Source organism: Pseudoflavonifractor gallinarum, from assembly GCF_014982855.1.
Taxonomy (GTDB): domain Bacteria; phylum Bacillota; class Clostridia; order Oscillospirales; family Oscillospiraceae; genus Pseudoflavonifractor_A; species Pseudoflavonifractor_A gallinarum.
The window spans coordinates 37,300-60,481 of record NZ_JADCKF010000008.1 but is presented as its reverse complement, the minus strand read 5'-3'; the positions used below and the strand labels follow the sequence as shown (position 1 = coordinate 60,481).

Sequence of the window (23,182 nt, the reverse complement as noted above, 5' to 3'; positions counted from 1 at the left end):
TAAAAGCGGGAATACAGGATGTTCCGGTGTTGGAAATGAATTTGGAATTGTGCAGGATAGACAAAGATAACCGGGTGGGAGAGGGGCTGGTCGACAAGGCGGTAAATCCGGACAGCGTGTCGAAACAGTTCGACACGCTTCTCAAAAATGCAAGCATTTTTTCGAGGGGGATGCAGGCCGCCGCATGCACTCGCTGACGCTCGCACACTTGCGGCCTGAGCAGAGTTTTTTCCGAGGCGTATGTCCCCGGAAAAAACAGATTTGGACGTTCTTTTGCCGCCTGCGGGCGGCAAAACTCTGCCGAGGGCTTTTCCATGCAGGCAGGACAGAGCGGATTGCAGGGCAAACGGCTTTTTTGACAGCCTGATTTTTAATCCGATTTTAAAGAAGGGAGCCTTGTCTGTGGGCCGGGGATATTATATGATAGCACCGAACAACCACAGGACAGCGGGAGGAAAGGAAATATGACGAAGGAAGCCTATTTGCAGGGGCTGTGGAATGCCCTGATCCTCCGGGTGGATCGGGCGGAGGCCGAGCGCCTGGTGACCTATTACGAGCGCACCCTGGCGGAAGCGGGGGCGGAGGGAGAGGCGCGCCTGATGGAGCAGTGGGGCACGCCGGAGGAGCTGGCGGCGCGGCTGTGCGGCGTGTCGGACCAGCGGCGCCGGCCGGACCGGCGGACCCGGTGGACGGTGGGCGCGGTGCTGTGCGTTCTGGTAGCGGCCTCCATCTACTCCGGGGCCCGGCAGATCTCCCGCTGGATGGACTGGGGCGCGCACCGGTCGGTGGACGTGGTGACAGAGGCCCAGACGGAGACCACGGTGCTCCTCCCGGGAGAGAGCGACGAAGCCCATGTCTATTATGAGTACACCCTCACCCCCCAGGAAGGGGTGGCCGTGTACGGAGACGCGCAGGAGTCGGGATGGGAAGGCAGCGTCTATATAGACGAGAGCACCGTGCAGATACAGTAAAAAAGAATGGCCCTCCGGCAACAAGCCGGAGGGCCGTTTTCTTATTATGCAGTGGGCAGGCCGAAGGCATCGAAGGCCTTCCGGCTGCCACGGAAGACGTTCAGGTCGATGCGCTGCTCCCGGCCCTGATAGCCCTCCAGCCGGGCGGCGTGGCTATACTGCCAGAAGTCCCAGTCGTGGAGCAGGGGGGCCACCAGGGGACTGCTGATCCAGAGGGGGTAGTCCTGATACTCCCGCCCGGAGAGATAGAGCTGGTAGGAGCGGTAGGTGGCGTAGAGGATGGGCTTGACGCCGTAGTGCTCCTCCAGCGCCTCCAGGAGGGGGTCCAGAATGGCCTTGGTGGAAGCGGCGTCGGCAGGCTCATCCAGATAGGAGCCGTAAAACTCGATGTCCACCACCGGGGGGAGGGAGCCCGGCGTCACCGGCACGGTCTCGATGAAATTCTGGGCCTGGGTCTCGCCGGGGCTGTCGTAGCTGAAGAAATGGTAGGCCCCGGGGCGGATGCCGGCGGCCTGGGAGCCGCTCCAGTTCTCCGCAAAGCGCACGTCCTTGAGGCCGCTGCCCTCGGTGGCCTTGATGAAGGCGAAGTCCACCCCCTGCCCGGCCAGGGAGGTCCAGTCCACCTCCCCCTGGTAGGTGGACACATCCACGCCGAAGACCTGCCACTCGGGGGGATGGACCTCGTCCGGCAGGAGGATGTAGCCCCGCCAGCGGAGAAAGGCCAGGGTGAGCGCGGCCAGGGCGGCCAGAGCGGCCGCAATGAGAATGAGCCGCAGCAGGATACGAAAAACAGATTTCACAATGCGCACCGGAAAACGAGCCTCCTGTTCGGTTGGGTTGCTTGCGCTTCTCCCCTATCATAGCGGGCTGTGGTCCCTTTGGCAAGGGCCGGGGGATGGAATTTATTCCCGCTCAGGGGTGTAGCAGGTGAGCTCCTCCGCAATATAGTGTTCCCCGTAGAGGATGTCGTAGACCAGGGAGCGGTAGATGGAGACGGTCTCCGCGCTCTCCTCGGGCGGAGCGGCGTAGGCCGTCCCCGCGCCGTCCACGAAGAGCCGCTCCCGGTAGAGCAGCATGTCCTCACCGGCCTGGTCCACCCAGGTGAACCAGAGGGGCTTCCAGAGCCCCGCCCAGTCCAGGATCTGGGTTCCCATGCCCGAGACGCTCACCAGGTCGGGGGCCTCCAGCTCCGCGCCGTAGTTGTTCCACACCACATAGGAGGTCTGGTGCATCCGGAAGAGCTCCTGGGTGTCCCAGTCCTCGGTGTTGGGGGAGGAGGAGTAGCCCAGCTTGGAGTAGATGGAGTCTGAAGTGCCCAGAGAGAGCCCGGGCAGGTGGTCCCCCAGGAAGACCAGGAGGACGGGCTCCCCGCAGTCCTCCAGGGCGTCCACCAGCTTGCCCAGCATGGCGTCGGCGTCGTGGAGGCCGTGGATCAGGGAGTCCAGGGCCCCCAGGTCGGCTCCGGTCAGACTGGGACAGGTATAGTCTATCCCGGAGGGGGAGGAAAATTTCCCGTCGTAATAGGGCTGGTGGTTCTCCATGGTCAGACCGTAGAGGAAGAGGGGGGCGTCCCCCTTCTCCCCGAAGAGGGTAAGGAGCTGGTCGGCCAGGGTGTCGTCTGAGAGGTAGCCGCCCGCATACCGGGGCTCCACGGTGAAGTCCTCATCGTACACCAGCTGGTCGAAGCCGATGGCGGGCAGGTTGGAGGCGCGGTTGTAGAGGCTGTCGTTGTAGGAGTGCACCATGGCGGTCTCATAGCCCTGCCCTTCCAGGGCCTTGACCAGGGAGGGGAGACGGGAGTAGGCGGTGCGGTCGCTGAGGGTGGTGAGGCTCTCCGACGCGCCGGGGAAGGCGGAGGGGACGCCGGTGAAGAGCTCCATCTCCACATTCCCGGTGCCCCCCGCATAGGCGGAGGAGAGGAAGGTCCCCCCGGCGGCCTCCTGCTGGAGGGCGTGGAAGTTGGGGATGGGGTCCTCCGCAAAGGTGATGCCGGGGAGGGTGGTGATGTCGAAGAAGCTCTCCGACAGGATGAGGATGATGTTGGGCTGCTGGGCCTGGGGGTCGGCGGGCTCCTGGGCGGCCTCCAGCTGGAGGAGGATGCGGTTGAGGTTGTTCTCGGTGTAGGCATCGGGGGCCTCCATGGCGCTCTCGCACAGGGCGCTGTACATGCCGGAGAGCAGGCCCAAGCGCTGGTTGCGCTCCCCCTGGCTCTCCCCCTCGGGGCCGGAGAGGAGGGCGCGGGAGCCGGGCATCCACAGGAGATTGCCCAGCAGGGAGAGGGTCAGGGCCAGGCAGCCCAGGCGGCGGGGGAGCCGGTTCCAGCGGGGAGAGGGCTCCCCCTTGGAGAAGAGAAAGGCCAGCACCAGCAGGAGGAGGGCAAGCCCGATCCCCTGCCAGGTGGCCGTACCCAGCTCCATCCCGGGGCGGAGAAATCCGGCGATCTGCCCGGCCTGCCCGGTCATGGCCAGGTCGCTGGCCAGGATGGGGGCGCCGTTGAGGACCTCCTTCAAGTGGTTGGCGATGGAGAAGAGGAGCAGGGGCAGCGTGAGTATGGCCGCCGCCGCGAAGAAGCGCCGGGTCAGAAGCAGGAGCAGCTGCTGGAGCAAAAAGAGAAAGCAGTATGTAAAAAAGACGGCCTGCACATGGCTGTCCATCCAGGCCGCGGCCTCCGGTGCACCCTGTAAGGTGATGAGCTGGCATAGGTAGAGGAGGAGCAGCGGGGCAAAGCCGATGACGGGAAGGCGGAGCCATGGATTGCGTCTCCACGGTCCCCGCCAGAAGCGGAGCATACGATCACGGGTCACGGGGCACATCCGATCCTTTCTGGCTGGAATATCGCGTTTGAGCAAGTATTTTCCCATTGTAGGCGGAGGAAATGGCATTTGTCAATGGCAAAGAGACACAAAAACAGAAAAAGCACCCAGAAGCGCCCGAAAAAAGCCCCGGCCCAAATCCGAAGATCGGGGCCGGGGAAGAGTGGCGATCCAGCACATGTTCTTACGTTCTGCTGCAAGAGCCTCGCAGAGTTCTGCCGTCCGCAGACGGCAGAATCAAGTCAAATCGTGTTTTCCGGCGGCATGTACGTCGGAAAACACTCTACTCAGGCCGCAAGTGTGCGAGCGCCAGCGAGTGCGCGCCGCGGACTGCATCCCGCTCTCAAAAATGCTTGCATTTTTGAGAAGTGTTCAGCGGGACTGGTAATATTGGATCAAGGCCTGGGTCCCCTCGTTCTCCAGGCCGTCCTCCGCCATCTTCTCATAGAGGGCGCAGACGGTGTTGAGCATCTCCAGGTCCACGCCGCGGCTGCGGCACTCCTCCTGGACGATGCGCATGTCCTTGATGAAGTGCTTGATGAAAAAGCCGGGGGCGAAATCGCCCTTGAGCACCCGGGGGGCCATATTGGCGATCTGCCAGGAGCCCGCCGCTCCGCCGCCGATGGCCTGGAGCATGGCCTGGGGATCCAGCCCCACCTGCTGGGCGTAGACCAGCGCCTCGGTATAGGCGGCGGTGGCCCCCGCCACGGCGATCTGGTTGGCGGCCTTGGTGTGCTGTCCGGCCCCGGCGGGGCCCATGTAGTGGATGCTCTTGCCCATGCAGGCGAAGAAGGGGGCGGCCGCCTCAAAGTCGGCCTCGTCGCCCCCTACCATGATGGAGAGGGAGGCGTTGCGGGCGCCGCTGTCTCCGCCCGAGACCGGGGCGTCCAGCACGCGGATGCCCCGCTCCTTTCCCAGGGCGTGGAGCCGCTGGGCCAGCGCGGGGGAGGAGGTGGTCATGTCGATGGCCAGCGCGCCGGGCTTGGCGTGGGCAAAGATGCCCTCCGCGCCGGTAAAGACCTCCTCCACGTCGCGGGGATAGCCGACCATGACAAAGATGGCGTCGGCATCCTGGACCGCCTGGGCGATGGTGGAGCAGGGGGTCAGATGATACTGGGCCGCCACTTCAGAGAGGGTTTCAAAACGGCGGGTATAGACGGAAACGCTGTGTCCGTGGGCGGCCAGATGGCCGGCCATGGGGCGTCCCATCACACCGGCGCCGATCCATGCGATATGTGCCATAGGGAGGACCTCCTTGGATGAGTTTGTATTCAGTATAGTGCCTCCCGGTCCGGTCTGTCAACCGGAAGGAAAAGGCCGCAGTCCATCGGACTGCGGCCTTGGTGCAGGATCAACTTAGAGGAAAGCGACCACCTGGTACATGAGGATAAAGTGGCAGACGCTGCCCAGCAGGATGAACACGTGGAAGATCTCGTGACAGCCGAAGCGGGGGTTGTTCCGGCCGGGCCACTTGACCGCGTAGAGCACGCCGCCCACCGAGTAGAGCACACCGCCCGCCAGGAGCCAGAAAAATCCGGCGGCGGGGAGCACCTGGGTGAGGGGGACCAGGGCCACCAGCGCCATCCACCCCATGAAGAGGCACAGCCCGGAGGTCACCCAGCGGGGGGCGTCGATCCAGGCCACCGCCAGCGCGAAGCCCGCCAGGGCCAGCGCCCAGATCACCCCGAAGAGGACCCAGCCCCAGAGACCGTAGGTCCGCAGGGGGACCAGACAGATGGGGGTATAGGACCCGGCGATGAGGAGATAGATGGAGGTGTGGTCGTATTTGCGCAGGGCGATGCGGCCCTTGACGCTGGTGTTGACGCAGTGGTAGAGGGTACTGGCCGTATAGAGCCCGATCATGGACAGCCCATAGATCAGAAAGGACACCACATGCCAGGCGTCCAGACCCAGGGCCCAGGCGCGCAGGAGGAGAGCCACGGTGCCCACCACGCCCAGCAGGGCGCCCGCACCGTGGGTGATGGCCGACCAGGGGCGCAGGCCGTCGTAGGGGTCCCGGCCCTGTTCAGAGATCCGCTTCCGGCGGGGAGCGGGGTGGTAGTAGAGCTTGGAGGAATCGCCAGGCAGGATATGTTCATGGTTCATAAAAGTCACCCGATCACGCATAGATTGAAAGGCGTACACCGCCTCTGCTATGGTTAGTATAACACGCATCGCAAGAAATAGTCAACAGGAGTATTAGATATAATATTTAAAATTAGATTTAAGGAAGGGAGGGGTACCGATGGAAATGATCTGCGTGGCCGCGGCCTTCCGCGCGCCGGAGCCCTATCCGGAGATCCGGGTGGAGGGCAGAAACCTCCGCTATGCCCGGGCCATGTTGAGCAACATGGGGGGCGGGACGTCCGAGATGTCCGCGGCGTCCCTGTATCTGTATGACCAGCTGGTGTGCGCCGGGGAGGAGGCGCTGGCCCAGACCTTCCACGAGGTGGCCATGGTGGAGCTCCACCACCTGGAGATCTTCGGGGCGCTGGCGGTGCAGCTGGGGGGCGAGCCCCGCCTGTGGAGCGTACAGCGGGGCCGGCGGGTCTGGTGGTCGCCCGAGTACAATCAGTATAACCGGATGATGGGTCCCTTATTGCAGGCCGCCGTCCGGGCGGAGGAGGCCTCCATCCGGATCTACGAGAACCAGGCCCGCTGGATCGGGGACGAGAACGTGCGGGCCAATCTGCGGCGGATTCTGGCCGATGAGCGGTGCCATCTGGAGCTCTTCCGCCAGCGGTGGCAGGAGCACATGGACCGGCGCAGGTAATCGGGAGACAGACAAACAAAAAACCGGAACTCCAGACGGAGTTCCGGTTTTTCGATCGAATCTTAGGCCAGCTTGCTCTTGGCCAGCTCGGTCAGCTGGGTGAAAGCAGCCTTGTCGTGGATGGCCAGCTCGGAGAGCATCTTGCGGTTGATCTCCACACCAGCCTTCTTCAGGCCGTTCATGAAGGTGGAGTAGTTCATGCCGTTCTGCTTGCAGCCGGCGGAGATGCGGGCGATCCAGAGCTGACGGAAATCGCGCTTCTTCAGACGGCGGCCGGTGTAAGCGTACACCAGGGACTTCATGACCTGCTCCTTGGCCATCTTGAAGTGCTTGGACTTCGCGCCAAAGTAGCCCTTCGCCAGCTTCAGGGTCTTATTTCTTCTCTTGCGCGTCATCATCGCGCCTTTAACTCTAGCCATTGTAGATTAGCCTCCTATATCAATGAGTAAAAAGTTCTTATTTATAAGGGATCAGACGCTTGATGGCGGGCTCGTTGGTCTTGTCCGCGTAAGCGCCGGCACGGAGGCCTCTCTTCAGCTTGGTGGTCTTGCCGTGACCGTTGAGCAGGTGACGCTTGTTGGCGTGGGCGCGCTTGACCTTGCCGGTCTTGGTGAGGTTGAATCTCTTCTTCGCGCCGCTGTGGGTTTTCAGCTTAGGCATGGTAGTGATCTCCTTTACTTTAACAATATCCAGGATACAGGTAAGAAGGAAGCCCTCTTACTTCTTGGTCTCCTTCGCGGTCTTGGGGGAGAGGAAGATGGACATGTGCCGTCCGTCCAGCTTGGGCTCCTTATCCAACGTGGCGACCTCGCCGCACTCCTCCGCGAATTTCACCAGCAGATTCTTGCCGATGTCCGTATGCGCCATCTCACGGCCGCGGAAGCGGACGGTGACCTTGACGCGGTTGCCCTCGCCCAGGAACTTCTGAGCGTTGCGCAGCTTGACGTTGAAGTCGTTCACGTCAATGCTGGGAGACATGCGGACTTCCTTGATCTCCACGACGCGCTGATTCTTCTTGGCTTCCTTCTCCCGCTTGGTCTGCTCGAACTTGAACTTACCGTAGTCCATGAGCTTGCAGACGGGGGGGACGGCGGTGGGGGAAATCTTCACCAGGTCCAGATCGGCCTCCATGGCCTTCTCCAGCGCCTCCCGGGCAGACATGATACCAAGCTGCTCGCCGGTGGCAGAGACCAGACGGACTTCCTTGTCGCGGATTTCTTCGTTGATTTGATGACCCTTGTTGCTGATACGACAGCACCTCCCATTCTCAATAAGCAAAACAAAAAAGCGGCTACCAGCCCGGTACCCGCAATCGCACGAAAAACACCGCCGGAATTCCGGCGTGTTCTGCAACGCTATCAACCTCTTCGCTCTGTGCTGGAGGTGAGGACGGGGACCGTTCTGCTTTATTGTGCCTGATCAGTATAGCAGGATTCAAGGCGCTTGTCAACGGGAAAATGCGAAAAGAGACTTCCCAAAGAGTGCGGGCCGGGGCCCTTCCCTTTTTGTGCAGATTATGGCATAATGAGACCAGGAAAGACAGAAAAAAGGGAGGATACTGGAAATGAGAGGAGTCCGGTGCATTCCGGTCCTGGTGCTGCTGGGCGCGGTGCTGGCAGGGAGCGCTGCCCCCGCCCAGGCCCAGGGGGAGCGCGATACCCTGCGCATCCTGTTTACCCACGACACCCACGACCACTGGTACCCCACCCAGGCGGAGGGGGGAGCATATGGGGGATACACCCGTCTGGCCACCCTGCTCCGGCAGGAGCGGGAGGCCTTTCCCAGCGGGGAGGGCCAGGCCCTGGTGACCCTGGACGCGGGGGACTTTTCCATGGGGTCCCTGCTCCAGACCATCTACTCCACCGACGCCCCCGAGCTGCGGGCCCTGGGGGAAATGCGGTATGACGCCACCACCTTTGGAAACCACGAGTTCGACTACCGCGCCGGAGGGCTTGCGGCCATGCTGAACGCGGCGGTGGAGAGCGGGGAGACCCTCCCCGCCATCGTGGAGGCCAACTACCGCCCCCCGGAGAGCGACACGGAGAGCTGGGCGGCCTGGGAGAACTACGGCGTCACCGACTATACCGTCATCGAGCGGGGCCGCTCCGCCGACGGGGACCCCCTGCGCATCGCGGTGTTCGGCGTGATGGGGGAGGAGGCCGACTCCAACGCGCCCATGTCCGGCATGGAGTTTGAGCCGGCGGCCCAGGCCGCCCAGCGGGTGGTGCAGGAGATCCAGGCCAGGGAGGAGGCCGACTTCATCGTCTGCCTCTCCCACAGCGGCACGGACAACGGCAAGGGGGAGGACTACGAGCTGGCCCGGAAGGTGGACGGGATCGACGTGATCCTCTCGGGCCACACCCACACCACCCTGGAGGAGCCCATCCGGGTGGGGGACACCCTCATCGTCTCCTGCGGGGCGGACACGGCCAACCTGGGCCGGCTGACGGTGGAGCGGAACGAGAACGGCGGGCTGGAGCTGGTGGACTACACCCTCCTCCCGGTGGACGAGACCGTGCCCGAGGACCCGGAGATGGCGGCCATGGCCGAGGTCTTTCAGCGAAAGGTGGAGGAGGGATATCTGCGGGACTACGGCCTGGGATACGACCAGGTGCTGGCCCAAAATCCCTGGTCCTTTCCCGCCATCCAGACCTTTGGAGAGGCGCAGCAGGAGGAGCCCCTGGGCAACCTGATCGCCGACTCCTATCTCTATGCGGTGAAGAAGGCCGAGGGGGCGGACTATGTACCGGTGGACTTCGCCGTGGTGGCCGAGGGCGTGATCCGCAGCTCCTTCACGCCGGGGCCCATCACCACGGCGGACGCCTTCCAGGTGTCCTCCCTGGGGATCGGGGCGGATGGGACGCCGGGCTATCCCCTCATCTCGGCCTACCTGTACGGGCATGAGCTGAAGGACGCCTTCGAGGTGGACGCCTCGGTCACGCCCCTGATGCCCGAGGCCCAGCTCTACGGTGCGGGGATGGGCTGGAGCCTCAACCCCCACCGGCTGATCTTCAACAAGGTCACCGACTGCTGGCAGGTGCTGGAGGACGGGACCCGGGTGCCCATCGAGGATGACCGGCTCTACCGGGTGGTGACGGGGCTCTACTGCGGGCAGATGCTGGGGACGGTCAACGGCCAGTCCTTCGGCATCCTGGGCATCACGCCCCGGGACGAGAACGGCGCGCCGGTGGAGGACCTGGAGGCGCGCATCATCCACAACGCCGGCGGCGCGGAGGTGAAGGAGTGGTACGCTCTGGCCTCCTACCTCCGGTCCATGGGGACGGTGGACGAGCGCTATGCCGCTCCCGAGGGGCGCAAGCAGGTGATCCCCTCCTGGAACCCGGTGGACCTGCTCCGCTCCCCCAACCAGGTGGGCCTGACCGTGTACGGCGTGGTGCTGGGCCTGGTGATCCTGGTGCTGCTGGTGGTCTCCAGCGGGGGCCGGAGAAAACGCCGGGCCTACGGGAAGGGACGGGGCCGGGGGAACGGATACCGGCCCTACCGGGGGTAAGCGCGCCGGATGGACAGCATATACAGCATAGAATAAGGTGAAACCATGAAAGAAAACCACTACGACAACGAGACATTTTTTGAAGCATACAGCCGCTTTCCCCGCTCCGTGGAGGGGCTGCGGGCGGCCGGCGAGTGGCACGAGCTGAAAAAGCTCCTGCCCGATTTCACGGACAAGCGGGTGCTGGACCTGGGCTGCGGGTTCGGGTGGCACTGCCGCTATGCCGCAGAGCAGGGGGCCCGGTCGGTGCTGGGGACCGACCTCTCGGAGAAAATGCTGGAGCGGGCCAGGGAAATGACCCAGGACCCCCGCATCACCTACCGCCGGGCGGCCATGGAGGACCTGGAGGGGGAGGCGGGCTCCTTTGATGTGGCCCTCAGCTCGCTGGCCCTGCACTACGTGGACGACCTGCGGCCGGTCTTTCAGAAGGTCCACGACCTGCTGGTACCGGGCGGGGTGTTCGTGTTCTCCTGCGAGCACCCGATCTTTACCGCAGAGGGAAGCCAGGACTGGTACTGCGATGGGAACGGCCGGCCGCTCCACTGGCCGGTGGACCGGTACTTTACCGAGGGGAAGCGCACCGCCCATTTCCTGGGCTGTGAGGTGGTGAAATACCACCACACCCTGACCGACTGGCTCAACACGCTGCTGGAGACCGGCTTTGCGCTGGAGCGGGTGGTGGAGCCCCGGCCCGATCCCGCCCTGATGGACGTGCCGGGCATGGCGGACGAGCTGCGCCGCCCCATGATGCTGCTGGTGCGGGGAAGAAGAATATAATAGAAAGAGAATGGGGGCGCTCCGGTGATCATACCGGAGCGCCCTTAGTGTCAGCGAGCGCATGCGGCGGCCTGAGCCTCCGCTCCAAAATGCGCGGATTTGGAGAAGCGCTTACATATTTTTGCGCAGCTGCTTGATGGCGTTTTTCTCCAGGCGGGAGACCTGGGCCTGGGAGATGCCCACCTCGGTGGAGACCTCCATCTGGGTCCGCCCCTCGAAAAAGCGCAGGTTGAGGATGTGCCGCTCCCGGTCGGAGAGCTGGGCCATGGCCTCCTTGAGGGCGATGTGCTCCAGCCAGTTCTCGTCGGTGTTTTTGGAGTCCCGCACCTGGTCCATGACGCAGATGGCGTCCCCGCCGTCGGAGTAGACCGGCTCGTAGAGGGAGACCGGGTCCACGATGGCGTCCAGGGCGAAGATGATCTCCTCCCGGCGCACGTCCAGGGCCTTGGCGATCTCCTCGATGGAGGGCTCCCGCTGGTGCTGGGAGAGGAAGGTCTCCTTGACCTGCAGGACCTTGTAGGCGGTGTCCCGCATGGAGCGGGAGACCCGCACGGCGCTGTTGTCCCGGAGATAGCGGCGGATCTCCCCCACGATCATGGGCACGCCGTAGGTGGAGAAGCGCACGTCCAGGTCGGTATTGAAGTTGTCGATGGCCTTGATGAGGCCGATGCACCCCACCTGAAAGAGATCGTCCACGTTTTCGCCGCGGCCGGAAAATTTCTGAATGACCGAGAGGACCAGCCGGAGATTGCCGGAGATCAGGGCCTCCCGGGCTTCCGCGTCTCCGGCCTTGGCCTGTTTCAGCAGCGCCATGGTCTCCTCGTTTTTGAGGACCTTGAGCTTGGACGTATTGACGCCGCAGATTTCCACTTTTCCTATCATTGCGCGGTCCCTCCTGTGCAGAAATGGTCTGTTCCTCAGTATTTCCGGGCAGAGAAGGAACATACCGGAAGGCCGGGGGGATATTTTTTATTGTGGGACCCGATTCGATGGATTTTGCGCGGGAAAGGGGAGCGGGCCAAAAAGCCGGGACCATCTGGGAAAAAATCACTTGCCAAACCGGATGGGGCGTGCTATAATATCCGAGTCAGTAACCAAGATGCAGGTGTAGTTCAATGGTAGAATGTCAGCTTCCCAAGCTGAACACGCGGGTTCGATTCCCGTCACCTGCTCCATGTCGGGGCAAGCGTGCAAGTGCTTGCTCCGACTTTTTTTCCATATCGAACGGCCCTGGCGCCGCGGTATGATGCTTTCAGGGCCGCCCGGCGGACCGCTTGCAGCGGGTCCTGCCGCCTGCCGGCCCTCCTTCCAGGACCCAACACCGCGGGGAGCCTTCTGACAGGGGCTTCCCGCGGTCTTTCTCTGTGATGGGGGGATTTGGGGCGGGCCTATTCTAATCTATGGAAAAAGCTGTTATAATAAGAGTTATAGACTGGCCGGGCCAACGGGGAAATCCCGGGCGGCGGCGGTCAGAGGATCGATCGTTTGGAGGTTTCCATGGACGTTTATTCCGCATTGATTCAGGCACTCAGAGAGAGGTTTCCCGGCATGGAGCTGCGGGAGCGGGAGCCGATGGAGCGGCACACCTCGTTTCGCATCGGGGGGCCCGCCCGGCTGATGGCGCTGCCCCGCAGTGAGGAGGAGGCCGCGGGCGTGGTCCAGGCGGCCCGCGCCCATGGGATCGAGCCCTTTTTCATGGGCAACGGCTCCAACCTTCTGGTGTCGGACACCGGGTATGAGGGCCTGATCCTCAAGACCTTTGACGGGATGGACCATCTCTCGGTGGAGGGGGAGGTCATCCGGGCCGGAAGCGGGGTGCTGCTCTCCCGGCTGGCCAACTTTGCCCTGGAGCACGGCCTCACCGGGCTGGAGTTTGCCCACGGCATCCCCGGCACCGTGGGAGGCGCCCTGATGATGAACGCGGGGGCCTACGGCGGCGAGATGTGCCAGGTCGCCCAGGAGACCCGGGTCCTCACGCCGGAGGGGACCATCTGCGCCGTGGTGGGGGAGGAGCAGGGCTTCTCCTACCGGCACAGCGCCTTTTCCGACGGCACGCGCCTGATCTTGGGCGGCGTCTTCCGCCTGGAGCGGGGGGAACGGGGCGACATCCGCGCCAAGATGGAGGACCTGGCCGCCCGCCGCCGGGAGAAGCAGCCCCTGGAGTACCCCAGCGCGGGGAGCACCTTCAAGCGGCCCGAGGGGCACTTTGCCGCCGCCCTCATCGAGCGCTGCGGCCTGAAGGGCAAGCGCGTGGGGGGCGCCCAGGTGTCGGAGAAGCACGCGGGCTTTGTCATCAACCGGGGCGGGGCCACCTGCGCCGACGTGATGGATCTGACCGCCCACATCCGGGAGACCGTCTTCCGGGAGACCGGCGTGACGCTGGAGATGGAGGTTCGTACCCTGGGGATCTGAGCGGTCCCCGCGGGAGAGAGGAGCAAGAGGGATGGAATTTGTGATCATTTCCGGCCTGTCCGGAGCGGGAAAGAGCAAGACGGCGTCCTTTATCGAGGACATGGGATTTTACGTGGTGGACAACATGCCCGCCCCGCTCATCCCCAAGTTTGCCGAGCTGTGCATGGCGGGACAGGGCAAGTATCAGCGGGTGGCCCTGGTGACCGACATCCGGGGCGGACACACCTTTGACGACCTCTTTGAGGCCCTGAGCGCCCTGAAGGAGATGGGGTGCGTGTACAAGATCCTCTTCGTGGAGGCCGCCCCCGAGGCCATCATCAAGCGCTACAAGGAGACCCGGCGCATCCACCCCCTCTCCCGGGACGGGCGGTCCCTGGCCCAGGCCGTCCAGGAGGAGCGGGACGCCCTCCAGCCGGTGCGGCAGCGGGCCGAGTACATCATCGACACCACCGCCCTCTCCACCGCCAAGCTGCGGGGGGAGGTGCTGCGCCTCTTCGGAGACGGGCAGGTCCCCCACGCCATGAGCATCAACGTCATCTCCTTCGGCTTCAAGTACGGCATCCCGATCGAGGCCGACCTGGTCTTTGACGTGCGCTTCCTGCCCAACCCCTATTACATCGCGGAGCTGCGCACCCAGACCGGACTGGACGAGCCGGTGCGCTCCTTCGTGTTCCACTACCAACAGACCCGGGACTTCATGACCCATCTGGAGAACCTGATGAACTTCCTCCTGCCCCAGTACGTGGCCGAGGGAAAGACCGTGCTGGTCATCGCCGTGGGCTGCACCGGCGGACAGCACCGCTCGGTGGCCGTCACCCGGGCCCTGGCCGAGTTCATTCGCCAGAAGGGCTATGACGCCAGCGAGAACCACCGGGACATGACCCGGGCATAAGGCTTGCCGTGGGGCAGGCCCCACCCATTCAGCGCGGAGGAATCGTACATGACAGAACGGAATTGCTGTGAAGTGGGCCGCGGCCCCAAGATCGTGGCCATCGGCGGGGGGACGGGACTGTCCACCATGCTGCGCGGCCTGAAGCTACATACCCGCAATCTCACGGCCATCGTCACCGTGGCCGACGACGGCGGCGGATCGGGAGTGCTGCGGGAGGACCTGGGTATGCCGCCTCCGGGGGACATCCGCCACTGCATGGAGGCCCTGGCCAACGCCGAGCCGGTGATGGAGCAGCTGCTCAGCTACCGCTTTCCCAGCGGCTCGGGGCGGCTGACCGGGCAGTCCTTCGGCAACCTCATCCTGGCCGCCCTCAACGGGATCTACCCCTCCTTCGACGAGGCGGTGGCCCGCATGAGCGAGGTACTGGCCATCTCGGGGCGCATCCTCCCGGTGACCAACGCAAACGTGCAGCTGGAGGCCACCTTCGAAAACGGCACCTCCGTGGTGGGGGAGTCCAAGATCTTCCAGTTCAAGAAGGAGCAGGACTGCCGCATCCGCAGCGTCCGGCTCCTGCCCGAGCGTCCGGCCGCCCTGCCCGCGGCGGTGGAGGCCATTGAGGAGGCCGAGCTCATCCTGCTGGGGCCGGGGAGCCTCTACACCAGCGTGATCCCCAACCTGCTGGTGGACGGGATCGCCGAGGCGGTGTGCCGCTCCAAGGCCCTCAAGCTCTACATCTGCAACATCATGACCCAGGACGGCGAGACCGAGGGGATGACGGCCTCCGACCACGTGGCCGCCCTCCTGGACCACTCCGGCCCGGGGCTGGTGGACCTGTGCCTGTGCAACTCCGCCCCGGTGCGGCCCGGCCTTCTGGAGCGCTACCGGGAGGAGGACGCCATCCCCATCACCGTGGACAAGGAGGCCATCGAGGCCCTGGGGGTGGAGCTGGTCACCCGTCCGGTCTCCTCCGAGACCTCCAACTACGCCCGCCACTCGGTGACCCGTCTGGCCCAGGCGGTGATGGAGATCTACGAAGAGCGGGCCCACACCCGGATCTTTTAAGGGGGGAGCGGCCATGTCCTTCGCATCGGAGACCAAGGGGGAGCTGTGCCGGAATGAGCTCTCCCGCCGCTGCTGCGCCCAGGCGGAAGCCTACGGGGTGCTGCTCTTCTGCAATCAGTTTTCGGCCGCCGGGGCCCGGATCGTCACCGAATCCGAGGAGTTTGCCCGGCGGCTTCCGGCCCTCTTCAAGAAGGCCTTCAAGCTCCGCTTTGACCGCCAGACCGAGCCGGAGCACCGGGGAAAGTACATCTTCGCCATTCAGGATGCGGACAAGCTCTCCGCCATCTGCGAGGTATTCGGCTACGACCCCGGGGAGACCCTGGCCCACCACATCAATTTCGCCGTGTTGGAGGAGGAGCACTGCCGCACCGCCTTCTTCCGGGGGGCCTTTCTGGCGGGGGGATCGGTGACCGACCCCACCAAGCGCTACCACCTGGAGCTGGCCACCTCCCACTACAACGTGAGCCGGGAGATGAGCGCCCTGCTGCGGGAGGCGGGCTTCTTCCCCAAGGAGACCACCCGCAAGTCCCACTACATCACCTATTTCAAACAGAGCGAGACCATCGAGGACTTCCTCACCGGCATCGGCGCGCCCCTCTCGGCCATGGCCGTGATGAACGCCAAGGCGGAGAAGGCAGTGGTGGGGGGCGTCAACCGCCGGGTGAACTGCGACGCGGCCAACCTGGACAAGGCGGTGGAGGCCGCCCAGGAGCAGATCGAGGCCATCCACCGGCTGGAGGAGCGGGGGATGCTGGACGAGCTCCCCCCCAAGCTGCGCGCCACGGCGGAGGTCCGCCTTGCCCATCCGGAGCTCACCCTCTCCCAGCTGGCCGAGGCCCTGGACCCGCCGGTGACCAAGTCCTGCCTCAACCACCGGCTGCGCAAGCTGATGGAGCTGGGGAAAGCATAACGGAAGGAGGAACACCCATGCAGAGAACACCATCCGGCCGCCAGATGGCGGTGCTGGCAGGAGGGATCGTCCTGCTGCTGCTGGGCGCGGTGAGCCAGACCGCCCTGCCGGCCCAGGCCGTCGCCCTGGTCTGCTATGTGGCGGGCGTGCTGTGCCTGGCCTTCGGCATCCAGGGCGGCGTGCGGCGGAAGACCTGCCCCCTGTGCCGGGCCACCCTGCGCACCCCCACCGACCAGCTGCCCGGACAGACGGAGCAGTACCGCTGCCCCAACTGCGGCAGCATCGTGAAGCCGAAATAAGAAAGGGGCCTCCGGACCGCCCGCCTGCCTCGACAACCGCCCGTTTCCCGCGGGGCGTCGGGGACGCCGCCCCCTACAAGAGACCGTAGGGGCGGGCCTCCGGACCGCCCGTTTGCCTCGACAACCGTCCGTTTTCCGCGGGGCGTCGGGGACGCCGCCCCCGACAACAGACCGTAGGGGCGGGCCTCCGGACCGCCCATTTGCCCCCAAACGCATACAGATCAGATCAAAAGGAGGAGACCCATGTCCTTTGTCCATTTACATGTCCATACGGAGTATAGCCTTCTGGATGGCGCGTGCCGCATCGGAGGGCTGGTGCAGCGGGTGAAGGACCTGGGGCAGAGCGCGGTGGCCATCACGGACCACGGCGTGATGTACGGCGTGATCGACTTCTACAAGGCCTGCAAGGCGGCGGGGATCAAGCCCATCATCGGGTGCGAGGTCTACGTGGCCCCCCGCACCCGCTTTGACAAGGTCCACGAGCTGGACTCGGCCGCCCGCCACCTGGTGCTCCTGTGCCAAAACGAGGTGGGCTACCGGAATCTGAGCTATCTGGTCTCCCAGGCCTTTCTGGAGGGCTTTTATATCAAGCCCAGAGTGGACATGGACCTGCTGCGGGCGCACTCCGAGGGGCTCATCGCCCTCTCGGCCTGCCTGGCGGGGGCGGTGCCCCGGCTCCTCCTGGGGAGCAACTACGAGGGGGCCAAGGCCCACGCCCTGGAGATGCAGGAGATCTTTGGGGAGGGGAACTACTACCTGGAGATCCAGGACCACGGCATCCCCGCCCAGCGGGAGGCCGCCCAGGGCATCTTCCGCCTCCACCGGGAGACCGGCATCCCCCTGGTGCTCACCAACGACGCCCACTACCTGACCCGGGAGGACTCGGCCATGCAGGACACCCTCATGGCCATCCAGATGGGCAAGACGGTGGACGACCCCTCCCGGATGCGCTTTGAGACCCGGGAATTCTATATCAAGTCGGAGGAGGAGATGGCCGCCCTCTTCCCCGAGTACCCCGAGGCCGTGGCCAATACAGCCCGCATCGCCGAGCGGTGTGAGGTGGAGTTCGAGTTTGGCAAGTACCACCTGCCCGAGTTCAAGCTCCCCGAGGGGTACACCGACGGGGACGCCTATTTCCAAAAACTCTGTGACGAGGGCTTTGCCCGGCGCTACCCCGACGCGCCCCCCGCCTACCGGGAGCGGCTGGAGTACGAGATGGGGGTCATCCGCCAGATGGGCTTTGTGGAGTACTTCCTCATCGTCTCCGACTTCATCCACTACGCCAAGAGCCACCAGATCCCCGTGGGACCGGGCCGCGGCTCGGCGGCCGGGTCCATGGTGGCCTACTGCCTGCGCATCACCGAGATCGATCCCATGCGCTACGACCTGTACTTCGAGCGCTTCCTCAACCCGGAGCGGGTCACCATGCCCGACATCGACGTGGACTTCTGCATCCGCCGGCGGCAGGAGGTCATCGAGTACGTCCAGCGCAAGTACGGTCCCGACCACGTGGCCCAGATCGTCACCTTCGGCACCATGGCCGCCAAGGGGGCCATCCGGGACGTGGGCCGGGCTCTCAACATCCCCTACGCCGAGGTGGACGCGGTGGCCAAGCAGGTGCCCAGCGGCCCGGGGGCCCTCCACATCACCCTGGACGAGTCCATCCGGCTCTCCAAGCCCCTGCGGGAGGCCTATGAGGGGGACGGGACCATCCGCCGCCTCATTGACACGGCCAAGGCCATCGAGGGCATGCCCCGCCACGCCTCCACCCACGCCGCGGGCGTGGTCATCACCCGCCGCCCGGTCCACGAGTACGTGCCCCTGGCGAAAAACGACGAATCGGTGGTCACCCAGTACACCATGACCACCCTGGAGGAGCTGGGCCTGCTCAAGATGGACTTTCTGGGCCTGCGCAACCTGACGGTGCTGGACGACGCGGTGAAGCTGGTCCAGGCCCGGGAGCCGGACTTTTCCCTGGAAAACCTGCCCGACCACGACCCGGCCGTCTTCCAGATGCTCTCCGAGGGCAAGACCTCGGGCGTCTTCCAGATGGAGTCGGCCGGCATGACCGGCGTGTGCGTGAGCCTCAAGCCCCAGAACATCGAGGACATCACCGCCATCATCGCCCTCTACCGCCCCGGCCCCATGGAATCCATCCCCCGGTTCATCGCCTGCAAGCAGAACCCGGAGAAGATCACCTACAAGCACCCCTCCCTCCGGCCCATCCTGGAGGTGACCTACGGGTGCATCGTCTACCAGGAGCAGGTCATCCGCATCTTCCAGGACATGGCGGGCTACTCCCTGGGACAGGCCGACATGGTGCGCCGGGCCATCTCCAAGAAGAAGAAGGACCAGATCGAGCGGGAGCGCAAGGCCTTCATCTACGGCGACCCCGACCGGGGGATCGACGGTTGCATCGCCCGGGGCATCCCGGAGCAGGTGGGCCAGGACGTGTACGACGAGATCTACGATTTCGCCAACTACGCCTTCAACAAGGCCCACGCGGTGAGCTACGCGGTGGTGGCCTACCAGACCGCCTGGTTCAAGCGCCACCGCACCCGGGAGTATATGGCCGCCCTCCTCACCTCGGTGCTGGACTCCAGCGAGAAGGTGGCCGAGTATATCGCCGAGTGCAAGGACTGCTCGATCTCCCTCCTGCCCCCCGACATCAACGAGTCGGGTGCCTCCTTCACCGTGTCCGGGGAGAACCTGCGCTTCGGCCTGGCCGCCGTGAAGGGGGTGGGCTGGGGCTTCGTGCGGGACGTGCTGGCCGAGCGGGAGAAGGGGCCCTTCCGGGACTTCCCCGACTTCTGCCTGCGGCTCTTTGACCACGACCTCAACAAGCGGGTGCTGGAGAACCTGATCCGCTGCGGGGCCTTCGACTCCATGGGGGTGCGCCGCTCCCAGCTGCTGGACGCCTACGAGCAGCTGGTGGACACCATCGCCCAGAACAAGCGGAAAAACCTGGCCGGACAGTTCGACCTCTTCGGCGGCGGGGGGGACGCCATGGAGACCGCCCCCCAGCTGGTATTGCGGGACATCCCGGAGTTCAGCCGGCAGGAGCGCATGACCATGGAGAAGGAGACCACCGGCCTCTACCTGACCGGTCACCCCATGGACGAGTACCGGGCGGCCGCCCGGGCCTGCCGGGCCGTGCCCATCGGCTCCATCACCGCCGACTTTGTCCGGGAGGGCGGGCCGGAGCGCTACGCCGACGGGCAGAAGGTGACCATCGCCGGCGTGGTGACGGCCTCCAAGACCCGGACCACCCGGAGCAACAGCCTCATGGCCTACGCCACCCTGGAGGACGACACCGGCGCGCTGGAGGTGCTCATCTTCTCCCGGGTGCTGGGGGAGTGCAGCGCCTGCCTGCAGGAGAACACCCCGGTGGTGGCCGAGGGGCGCATCTCGGTGCGGGATGAAAAGCCCCCTCAGCTCATGTGCGACAGCCTGCGCCCCCTCCAGGGCGCGCCCGAGAGCGGCCCCTCCGCCCCGGCCGAGCCGGAGGCGGGGAAGGTGCGCAAGCTCTACCTCCGCCTGCCCGCCCGGGAGGACCCCCGCTGGCGGCACATCCTGCGGGTTCTCCTCATGTTCCCGGGGAGCGAGCCTTTGCGGGCCAAGTTCGCCGCGGAGGGACAGTGGACCCCGGCCTACCCCTGCCAGATCCACCCCCTGCTCCTGGAGGAGCTGCGGGGCCTGCTGGGGGAGGAGAACGTGGTGGTCCAGTCGGGCAAGCCTGAGGTGCTGACGCCCCTGCCGGGCGGGGAGGCGTTCCTATGATGAAGAAACTGGCTTCCATCCTCTTCCACCGGCTGACCATGACGGCGCTGCTGCTGCTGGTGCAGCTGGCCCTGCTGCTGGCCATGATGGGGCGCTTTTCCGCGTACTTTGTCTATTTCTACTGGCTCTGCATCGCCCTCTCGGTGGCGGCGGTGCTGTGGATCGTGGGGAACAAGAGCGACCCGGGCTATAAGATCGCCTGGCTCATCCCCATTCTGCTCTTCCCGGTCTTCGGGGGACTGATCTACCTCCTCCTGGGCGGCAACCGGCTCTCCCCCCGGCAGCAGAGAAAGATGCAGGGCATGGACCGGCAGATGGCCTCCGCCCTGGAGCGGGACTGCAAGGCCGAGGAGCTCTCCGGCTTTGGGGCCGACGCGGTGAACCAGGCCCGCTATCTGGAGCAGTACGCCCACGCCCCGGCCTACAATCACACCGAGGCCACCTACTTCCCCCTGGGGGACGACGCCTTCCCCCGGATGCTGGAGGAGCTGCGCCGCGCCAAGCGGTATATCTTCGTGGAGTACTTCATCATCGAGCAGGGGGTCTTCTGGGACTCCATTCTGGAGGTGCTGGAGGAGAAGGTGCGGGAGGGCCTGGACGTGCGGGTCATCTACGACGACATCGGCAGCCTCTTCACCCTGCCCAAGGACTACGCCGCCCAGCTGGAGGCCAAGGGCATCCGGTGCTGCGTGTTCAACCGCTTCATCCCCGTCCTCTCCCTGCGCCTGAACAACCGGGACCACCGGAAGCTGTGCATCATCGACGGCCACACGGGCTTTACCGGCGGGATCAACCTGGCCGACGAGTATATCAACCGGGCGGTCAAGTACGGCCACTGGAAGGACACCGCCATCCTCCTGCGGGGGGAGGCGGTGTGGAGCATGACGGTGATGTTCCTCACCATGTGGGACTACATGCGGGGGGAGGAGTGCATGGAGGATTTCCGCCCGGCCTCCCTGCCGCCCGAGTGCGCCCACTGCGGGGACTACTTCGTCCAGCCCTACACCGACAGCCCCCTGGACGGGGAGCCGGTGGGGGAGACCGTCTACCTCAACCTCATCAACAAGGCCAAGAAGTATATCTACCTGACCACCCCCTACCTCATCGTCAGCAACAGCGTCAACACCGCCCTGTGCAACGCGGCCAAGGCGGGGGTGGACGTGCGCATCATCACCCCCCACATTCCCGACAAGAAGGTCATCTTCGAGGTGACCCGGGCCCACTACGAGTCCCTGCTGGAGGCGGGGGTGCAGATCTTTGAGTACACCCCCGGCTTCATGCACGGGAAGAACTTCGTGGTGGACGACCAGTTCGGCACGGTGGGGACGGTCAACATGGACTACCGCAGCATGTTCCTCCACTTCGAGGACGGCGTGTGGCTGTGCGGCGCGCCCTGCCTGCGGGACATCAAGGAGGACTTCCTCCGCACCCAGGCGCAGAGCGAGCGGATCACCCTCCAGCGCTGCCGGGCCCACTCGGGCGTGCGGCGGCTCTTCCGCGCGGTGCTGCGGATTTTGGCGCCGTTGATGTAAACGTGTTCTCAAATTGCGCTGCAAGGGCCTCGCAGAGTTCCGCCGTCCGCAGACGGCGGAAGAGAATCAAATTGTGTTTTCCGGCGGCGTGTACGTCGGAAAACACTCTGCTCAGACCGCAAGTGTGCGAGCGAAAGCGAGTGCGCGCGGCGGCCTGCGTCCCCTCGAAAAAATGCCTGCATTTTTGAGAAGCGTGTCGAAATTTTTCGACACGCGGAAGCCCCGCCCTTTCTCCTGTTTTGGGAGAGAGGGCGGGGCCATTTTATTTTATCTATTTGGTTTGGGCGAACTGATAGGCCTCCTCGATCCAGGCGAAGAGGGTGTCGTCCAGCTGCTGGGGCGAGGAGACCACCACATGGTGGGTCCAGCGGTTGGGATAGGGCTCCACCGCCACGGCCACGCGGGGGGAGTCCAGCCGGTGGGAGAGCCCGAAGGTCACCAGGATGCAGGTCTTGGGCCAGTCCTTCTTCCGCCGGACCGGCAGGGAGGCGGCGGCGAAGAGATGCCGGTTGTAGAAGCTGATCTGGCTCTTCTGCACCTTGACCGAGCAGGCGGGGAACTGGGCGCACAGGCGGCGGAAGAAGGCCTCGTACAGGGCCCGCTCTTCGGCGTGGCCGTCAAAATAGGCCAGCACGTCGCTCTCATAGTAGGGGGAACATTCCATCGCGTACTCCTTTCCAGAGCGGGGCTCAGGGCTGGTAGGGGGGACACTGGTAGCGGGCCTTGCCCCGGGTGGCCTTGCCGTACTCGATGGCCGCCGCGGGGCAGCCGCAGAGACAGGCCATGCAGTGGGTGCAGTCCTTCCCCCAGACGGGGCGGCCGCCCTCCAGGTGGATGTTCCCCAGGGGGCAGTCCTGGGCGCATTTGCCGCAGGAGATGCAGGCGGAGGAGACCGTGAAGGGCTTGGCTTTTACGAAAAAGCGGTAGAAGAGCCGGTTGACCGGGCCGGACTTGAGGCGGTCGGGCAGGCCCACGGCGGGGGGCGGGAAGTCCTCCCCGGCCTGGATGCGCGCGGCCGCCTGCTCCAGCGTGGGCCGGACGGCGGCGAGGAGGCGCTTGCTCTCCCCCTCCTCCGGCGCGGGGAAGAGGACCAGGTAGTTGTCCGGCATGACCACCGGCAGGGTGCCCCGGCAGGCGAGTCCCAGCTCCCCGCACAGGGAGCGGTTGGCCCGGTGGGCGTCCCCGATCTCCGCGCCGCAGGTCATGACGAAATAGGCCTCCCGGCAGCCGGAGAAGGAGCTGCTGCGGAGGAAGTCCCGAAAGACCCGGGGCAGCTGCCAGCTGTACGTGGGGGCCACGAAGACCCAGGGGGACTCGGAGTGCAGGCGGGCCGGGCTCCCCTGGCGCAGGTAGTAGGCCGCGTCCACATACGCGTCCCCCAGCCGGTGGGCGAGCATCTGGGCGCAGTAGCGGCTGTTGCCGGTTCCGGAAAAAGAAAGAATCATGGAAT

General features: G+C 64.9%; 22 protein-coding genes and 1 tRNA gene. 13 read left to right on the top strand and 10 right to left on the bottom strand.

Translation table 11 applies throughout. The features are described from left to right. Nucleotides 1-29 precede the first annotated feature (29 nt). Together INF37_RS09780 and INF37_RS09775 are read left to right on the top strand one after the other, a co-directional pair. Nucleotides 30-197: a hypothetical protein gene (locus INF37_RS09780; protein WP_193538033.1), complete on the top strand. Its 168-nt coding sequence runs from the start codon at nt 30-32 to the stop codon at nt 195-197. A gap of 267 nt (nt 198-464) precedes the next feature. Continuing rightward, the gene (locus tag INF37_RS09775) at nt 465-971 is read left to right on the top strand and encodes a hypothetical protein (protein WP_193538031.1); all 507 of its coding nucleotides are present in this window, start codon (nt 465-467) and stop codon (nt 969-971) included. 44 nt (nt 972-1,015) lie between these two features. On the opposite strand, the gene INF37_RS09770 is transcribed toward INF37_RS09775, so the two are convergent. From INF37_RS09770 to trhA, 4 genes are all read right to left on the bottom strand, one after another. Next, a complete protein-coding gene (locus INF37_RS09770; protein WP_328821066.1) occupies nt 1,016-1,780 on the bottom strand; it encodes a glycoside hydrolase family 25 protein in 765 nt (254 codons plus the stop codon). 93 nt (nt 1,781-1,873) lie between these two features. Beyond that, complete coding sequence (locus INF37_RS09765) at nt 1,874-3,775, bottom strand: LTA synthase family protein (protein WP_193538029.1); 1,902 nt, start codon at nt 3,773-3,775, stop codon at nt 1,874-1,876. A 381-nt stretch (nt 3,776-4,156) separates the two neighbouring features. After that, nucleotides 4,157-5,026 carry an NAD(P)-dependent oxidoreductase gene (locus tag INF37_RS09760; protein WP_186963722.1) on the bottom strand — a complete coding sequence of 290 codons (870 nt, stop codon included), beginning with the start codon at nt 5,024-5,026 and terminating at the stop codon, nt 4,157-4,159. A 114-nt stretch (nt 5,027-5,140) separates the two neighbouring features. After that, on the bottom strand, nt 5,141-5,890 hold the full coding sequence (trhA, locus tag INF37_RS09755) for a PAQR family membrane homeostasis protein TrhA (RefSeq protein WP_101693954.1): 750 nt from the start codon (nt 5,888-5,890) through the stop codon (nt 5,141-5,143). A gap of 139 nt (nt 5,891-6,029) precedes the next feature. Between trhA and INF37_RS09750 the strand changes: the two genes are divergently transcribed. After that, the gene (locus INF37_RS09750) at nt 6,030-6,557 is read left to right on the top strand and encodes a ferritin-like domain-containing protein (protein WP_186963721.1); all 528 of its coding nucleotides are present in this window, start codon (nt 6,030-6,032) and stop codon (nt 6,555-6,557) included. Nucleotides 6,558-6,619: 62 nt separating this feature from the next. Here the strand turns inward: INF37_RS09750 and rplT are convergent, their stop codons facing one another. The 3 genes from rplT to infC are packed head-to-tail and all read right to left on the bottom strand — an operon-like array spanning nt 6,620 to nt 7,835. Further along, the gene (rplT, locus tag INF37_RS09745; protein ID WP_087259349.1) at nt 6,620-6,976 is read right to left on the bottom strand and encodes a 50S ribosomal protein L20; all 357 of its coding nucleotides are present in this window, start codon (nt 6,974-6,976) and stop codon (nt 6,620-6,622) included. Between the two features lie 37 nt (nt 6,977-7,013). Then, on the bottom strand, nt 7,014-7,217 hold the full coding sequence (gene rpmI, locus INF37_RS09740) for a 50S ribosomal protein L35 (RefSeq protein ID WP_101692753.1): 204 nt from the start codon (nt 7,215-7,217) through the stop codon (nt 7,014-7,016). 57 nt (nt 7,218-7,274) lie between these two features. Further along, nucleotides 7,275-7,835 (bottom strand): translation initiation factor IF-3, encoded by a 561-nt coding sequence (gene infC, locus INF37_RS09735; RefSeq protein WP_207724933.1) that lies wholly within the window; start codon nt 7,833-7,835, stop codon nt 7,275-7,277. Nucleotides 7,836-8,121: 286 nt separating this feature from the next. On the opposite strand from infC, the gene INF37_RS09730 reads away from it, so the two are divergent. Further along, nucleotides 8,122-10,068, top strand: coding sequence for a bifunctional metallophosphatase/5'-nucleotidase (locus INF37_RS09730; protein ID WP_193538027.1), 1,947 nt, complete (start codon nt 8,122-8,124; stop codon nt 10,066-10,068). Between the two features lie 45 nt (nt 10,069-10,113). After that, nucleotides 10,114-10,845 (top strand): class I SAM-dependent methyltransferase, encoded by a 732-nt coding sequence (locus tag INF37_RS09725; RefSeq protein WP_101692755.1) that lies wholly within the window; start codon nt 10,114-10,116, stop codon nt 10,843-10,845. 111 nt (nt 10,846-10,956) lie between these two features. Here INF37_RS09725 and sigG read toward each other — a convergent pair whose 3' ends face one another. Next, nucleotides 10,957-11,727, bottom strand: a complete 771-nt coding sequence (sigG, locus tag INF37_RS09720; protein WP_193538025.1) for an RNA polymerase sporulation sigma factor SigG — start codon at nt 11,725-11,727, stop codon at nt 10,957-10,959. Between the two features lie 219 nt (nt 11,728-11,946). On the opposite strand from sigG, the gene INF37_RS09715 reads away from it, so the two are divergent. From INF37_RS09715 to cls, 8 genes are all read left to right on the top strand, one after another. Continuing rightward, nucleotides 11,947-12,020: transfer RNA gene (locus tag INF37_RS09715), tRNA-Gly, on the top strand. Between the two features lie 322 nt (nt 12,021-12,342). Then, nucleotides 12,343-13,257: a UDP-N-acetylmuramate dehydrogenase gene (gene murB / locus INF37_RS09710; protein WP_193538023.1), complete on the top strand. Its 915-nt coding sequence runs from the start codon at nt 12,343-12,345 to the stop codon at nt 13,255-13,257. A 31-nt stretch (nt 13,258-13,288) separates the two neighbouring features. Then, entirely contained in the window at nt 13,289-14,149 is an 861-nt protein-coding gene (gene rapZ, locus INF37_RS09705) for an RNase adapter RapZ (protein ID WP_101692758.1), read from the top strand. A gap of 48 nt (nt 14,150-14,197) precedes the next feature. Continuing rightward, complete coding sequence (locus INF37_RS09700) at nt 14,198-15,211, top strand: gluconeogenesis factor YvcK family protein (protein ID WP_193538021.1); 1,014 nt, start codon at nt 14,198-14,200, stop codon at nt 15,209-15,211. Nucleotides 15,212-15,224: 13 nt separating this feature from the next. After that, nucleotides 15,225-16,121, top strand: a complete 897-nt coding sequence (whiA, locus tag INF37_RS09695; RefSeq protein WP_101692760.1) for a DNA-binding protein WhiA — start codon at nt 15,225-15,227, stop codon at nt 16,119-16,121. Between the two features lie 17 nt (nt 16,122-16,138). After that, nucleotides 16,139-16,420 carry a hypothetical protein gene (locus INF37_RS09690; protein ID WP_193538019.1) on the top strand — a complete coding sequence of 94 codons (282 nt, stop codon included), beginning with the start codon at nt 16,139-16,141 and terminating at the stop codon, nt 16,418-16,420. 243 nt (nt 16,421-16,663) lie between these two features. Beyond that, nucleotides 16,664-20,200, top strand: coding sequence for a DNA polymerase III subunit alpha (locus INF37_RS09685; RefSeq protein ID WP_193538017.1), 3,537 nt, complete (start codon nt 16,664-16,666; stop codon nt 20,198-20,200). Further along, a complete protein-coding gene (gene cls, locus INF37_RS09680) occupies nt 20,200-21,732 on the top strand; it encodes a cardiolipin synthase (protein ID WP_193538137.1) in 1,533 nt (510 codons plus the stop codon). Before INF37_RS09685 ends, cls begins: the two co-directional genes overlap by 1 nt. A gap of 271 nt (nt 21,733-22,003) precedes the next feature. On the opposite strand, the gene INF37_RS09675 is transcribed toward cls, so the two are convergent. After that, nucleotides 22,004-22,396 (bottom strand): DUF5655 domain-containing protein, encoded by a 393-nt coding sequence (locus INF37_RS09675; protein WP_193538015.1) that lies wholly within the window; start codon nt 22,394-22,396, stop codon nt 22,004-22,006. 25 nt (nt 22,397-22,421) lie between these two features. Beyond that, a complete protein-coding gene (locus INF37_RS09670; protein ID WP_193538013.1) occupies nt 22,422-23,177 on the bottom strand; it encodes an EFR1 family ferrodoxin in 756 nt (251 codons plus the stop codon). Nucleotides 23,178-23,182: the final 5 nt, after the last annotated feature.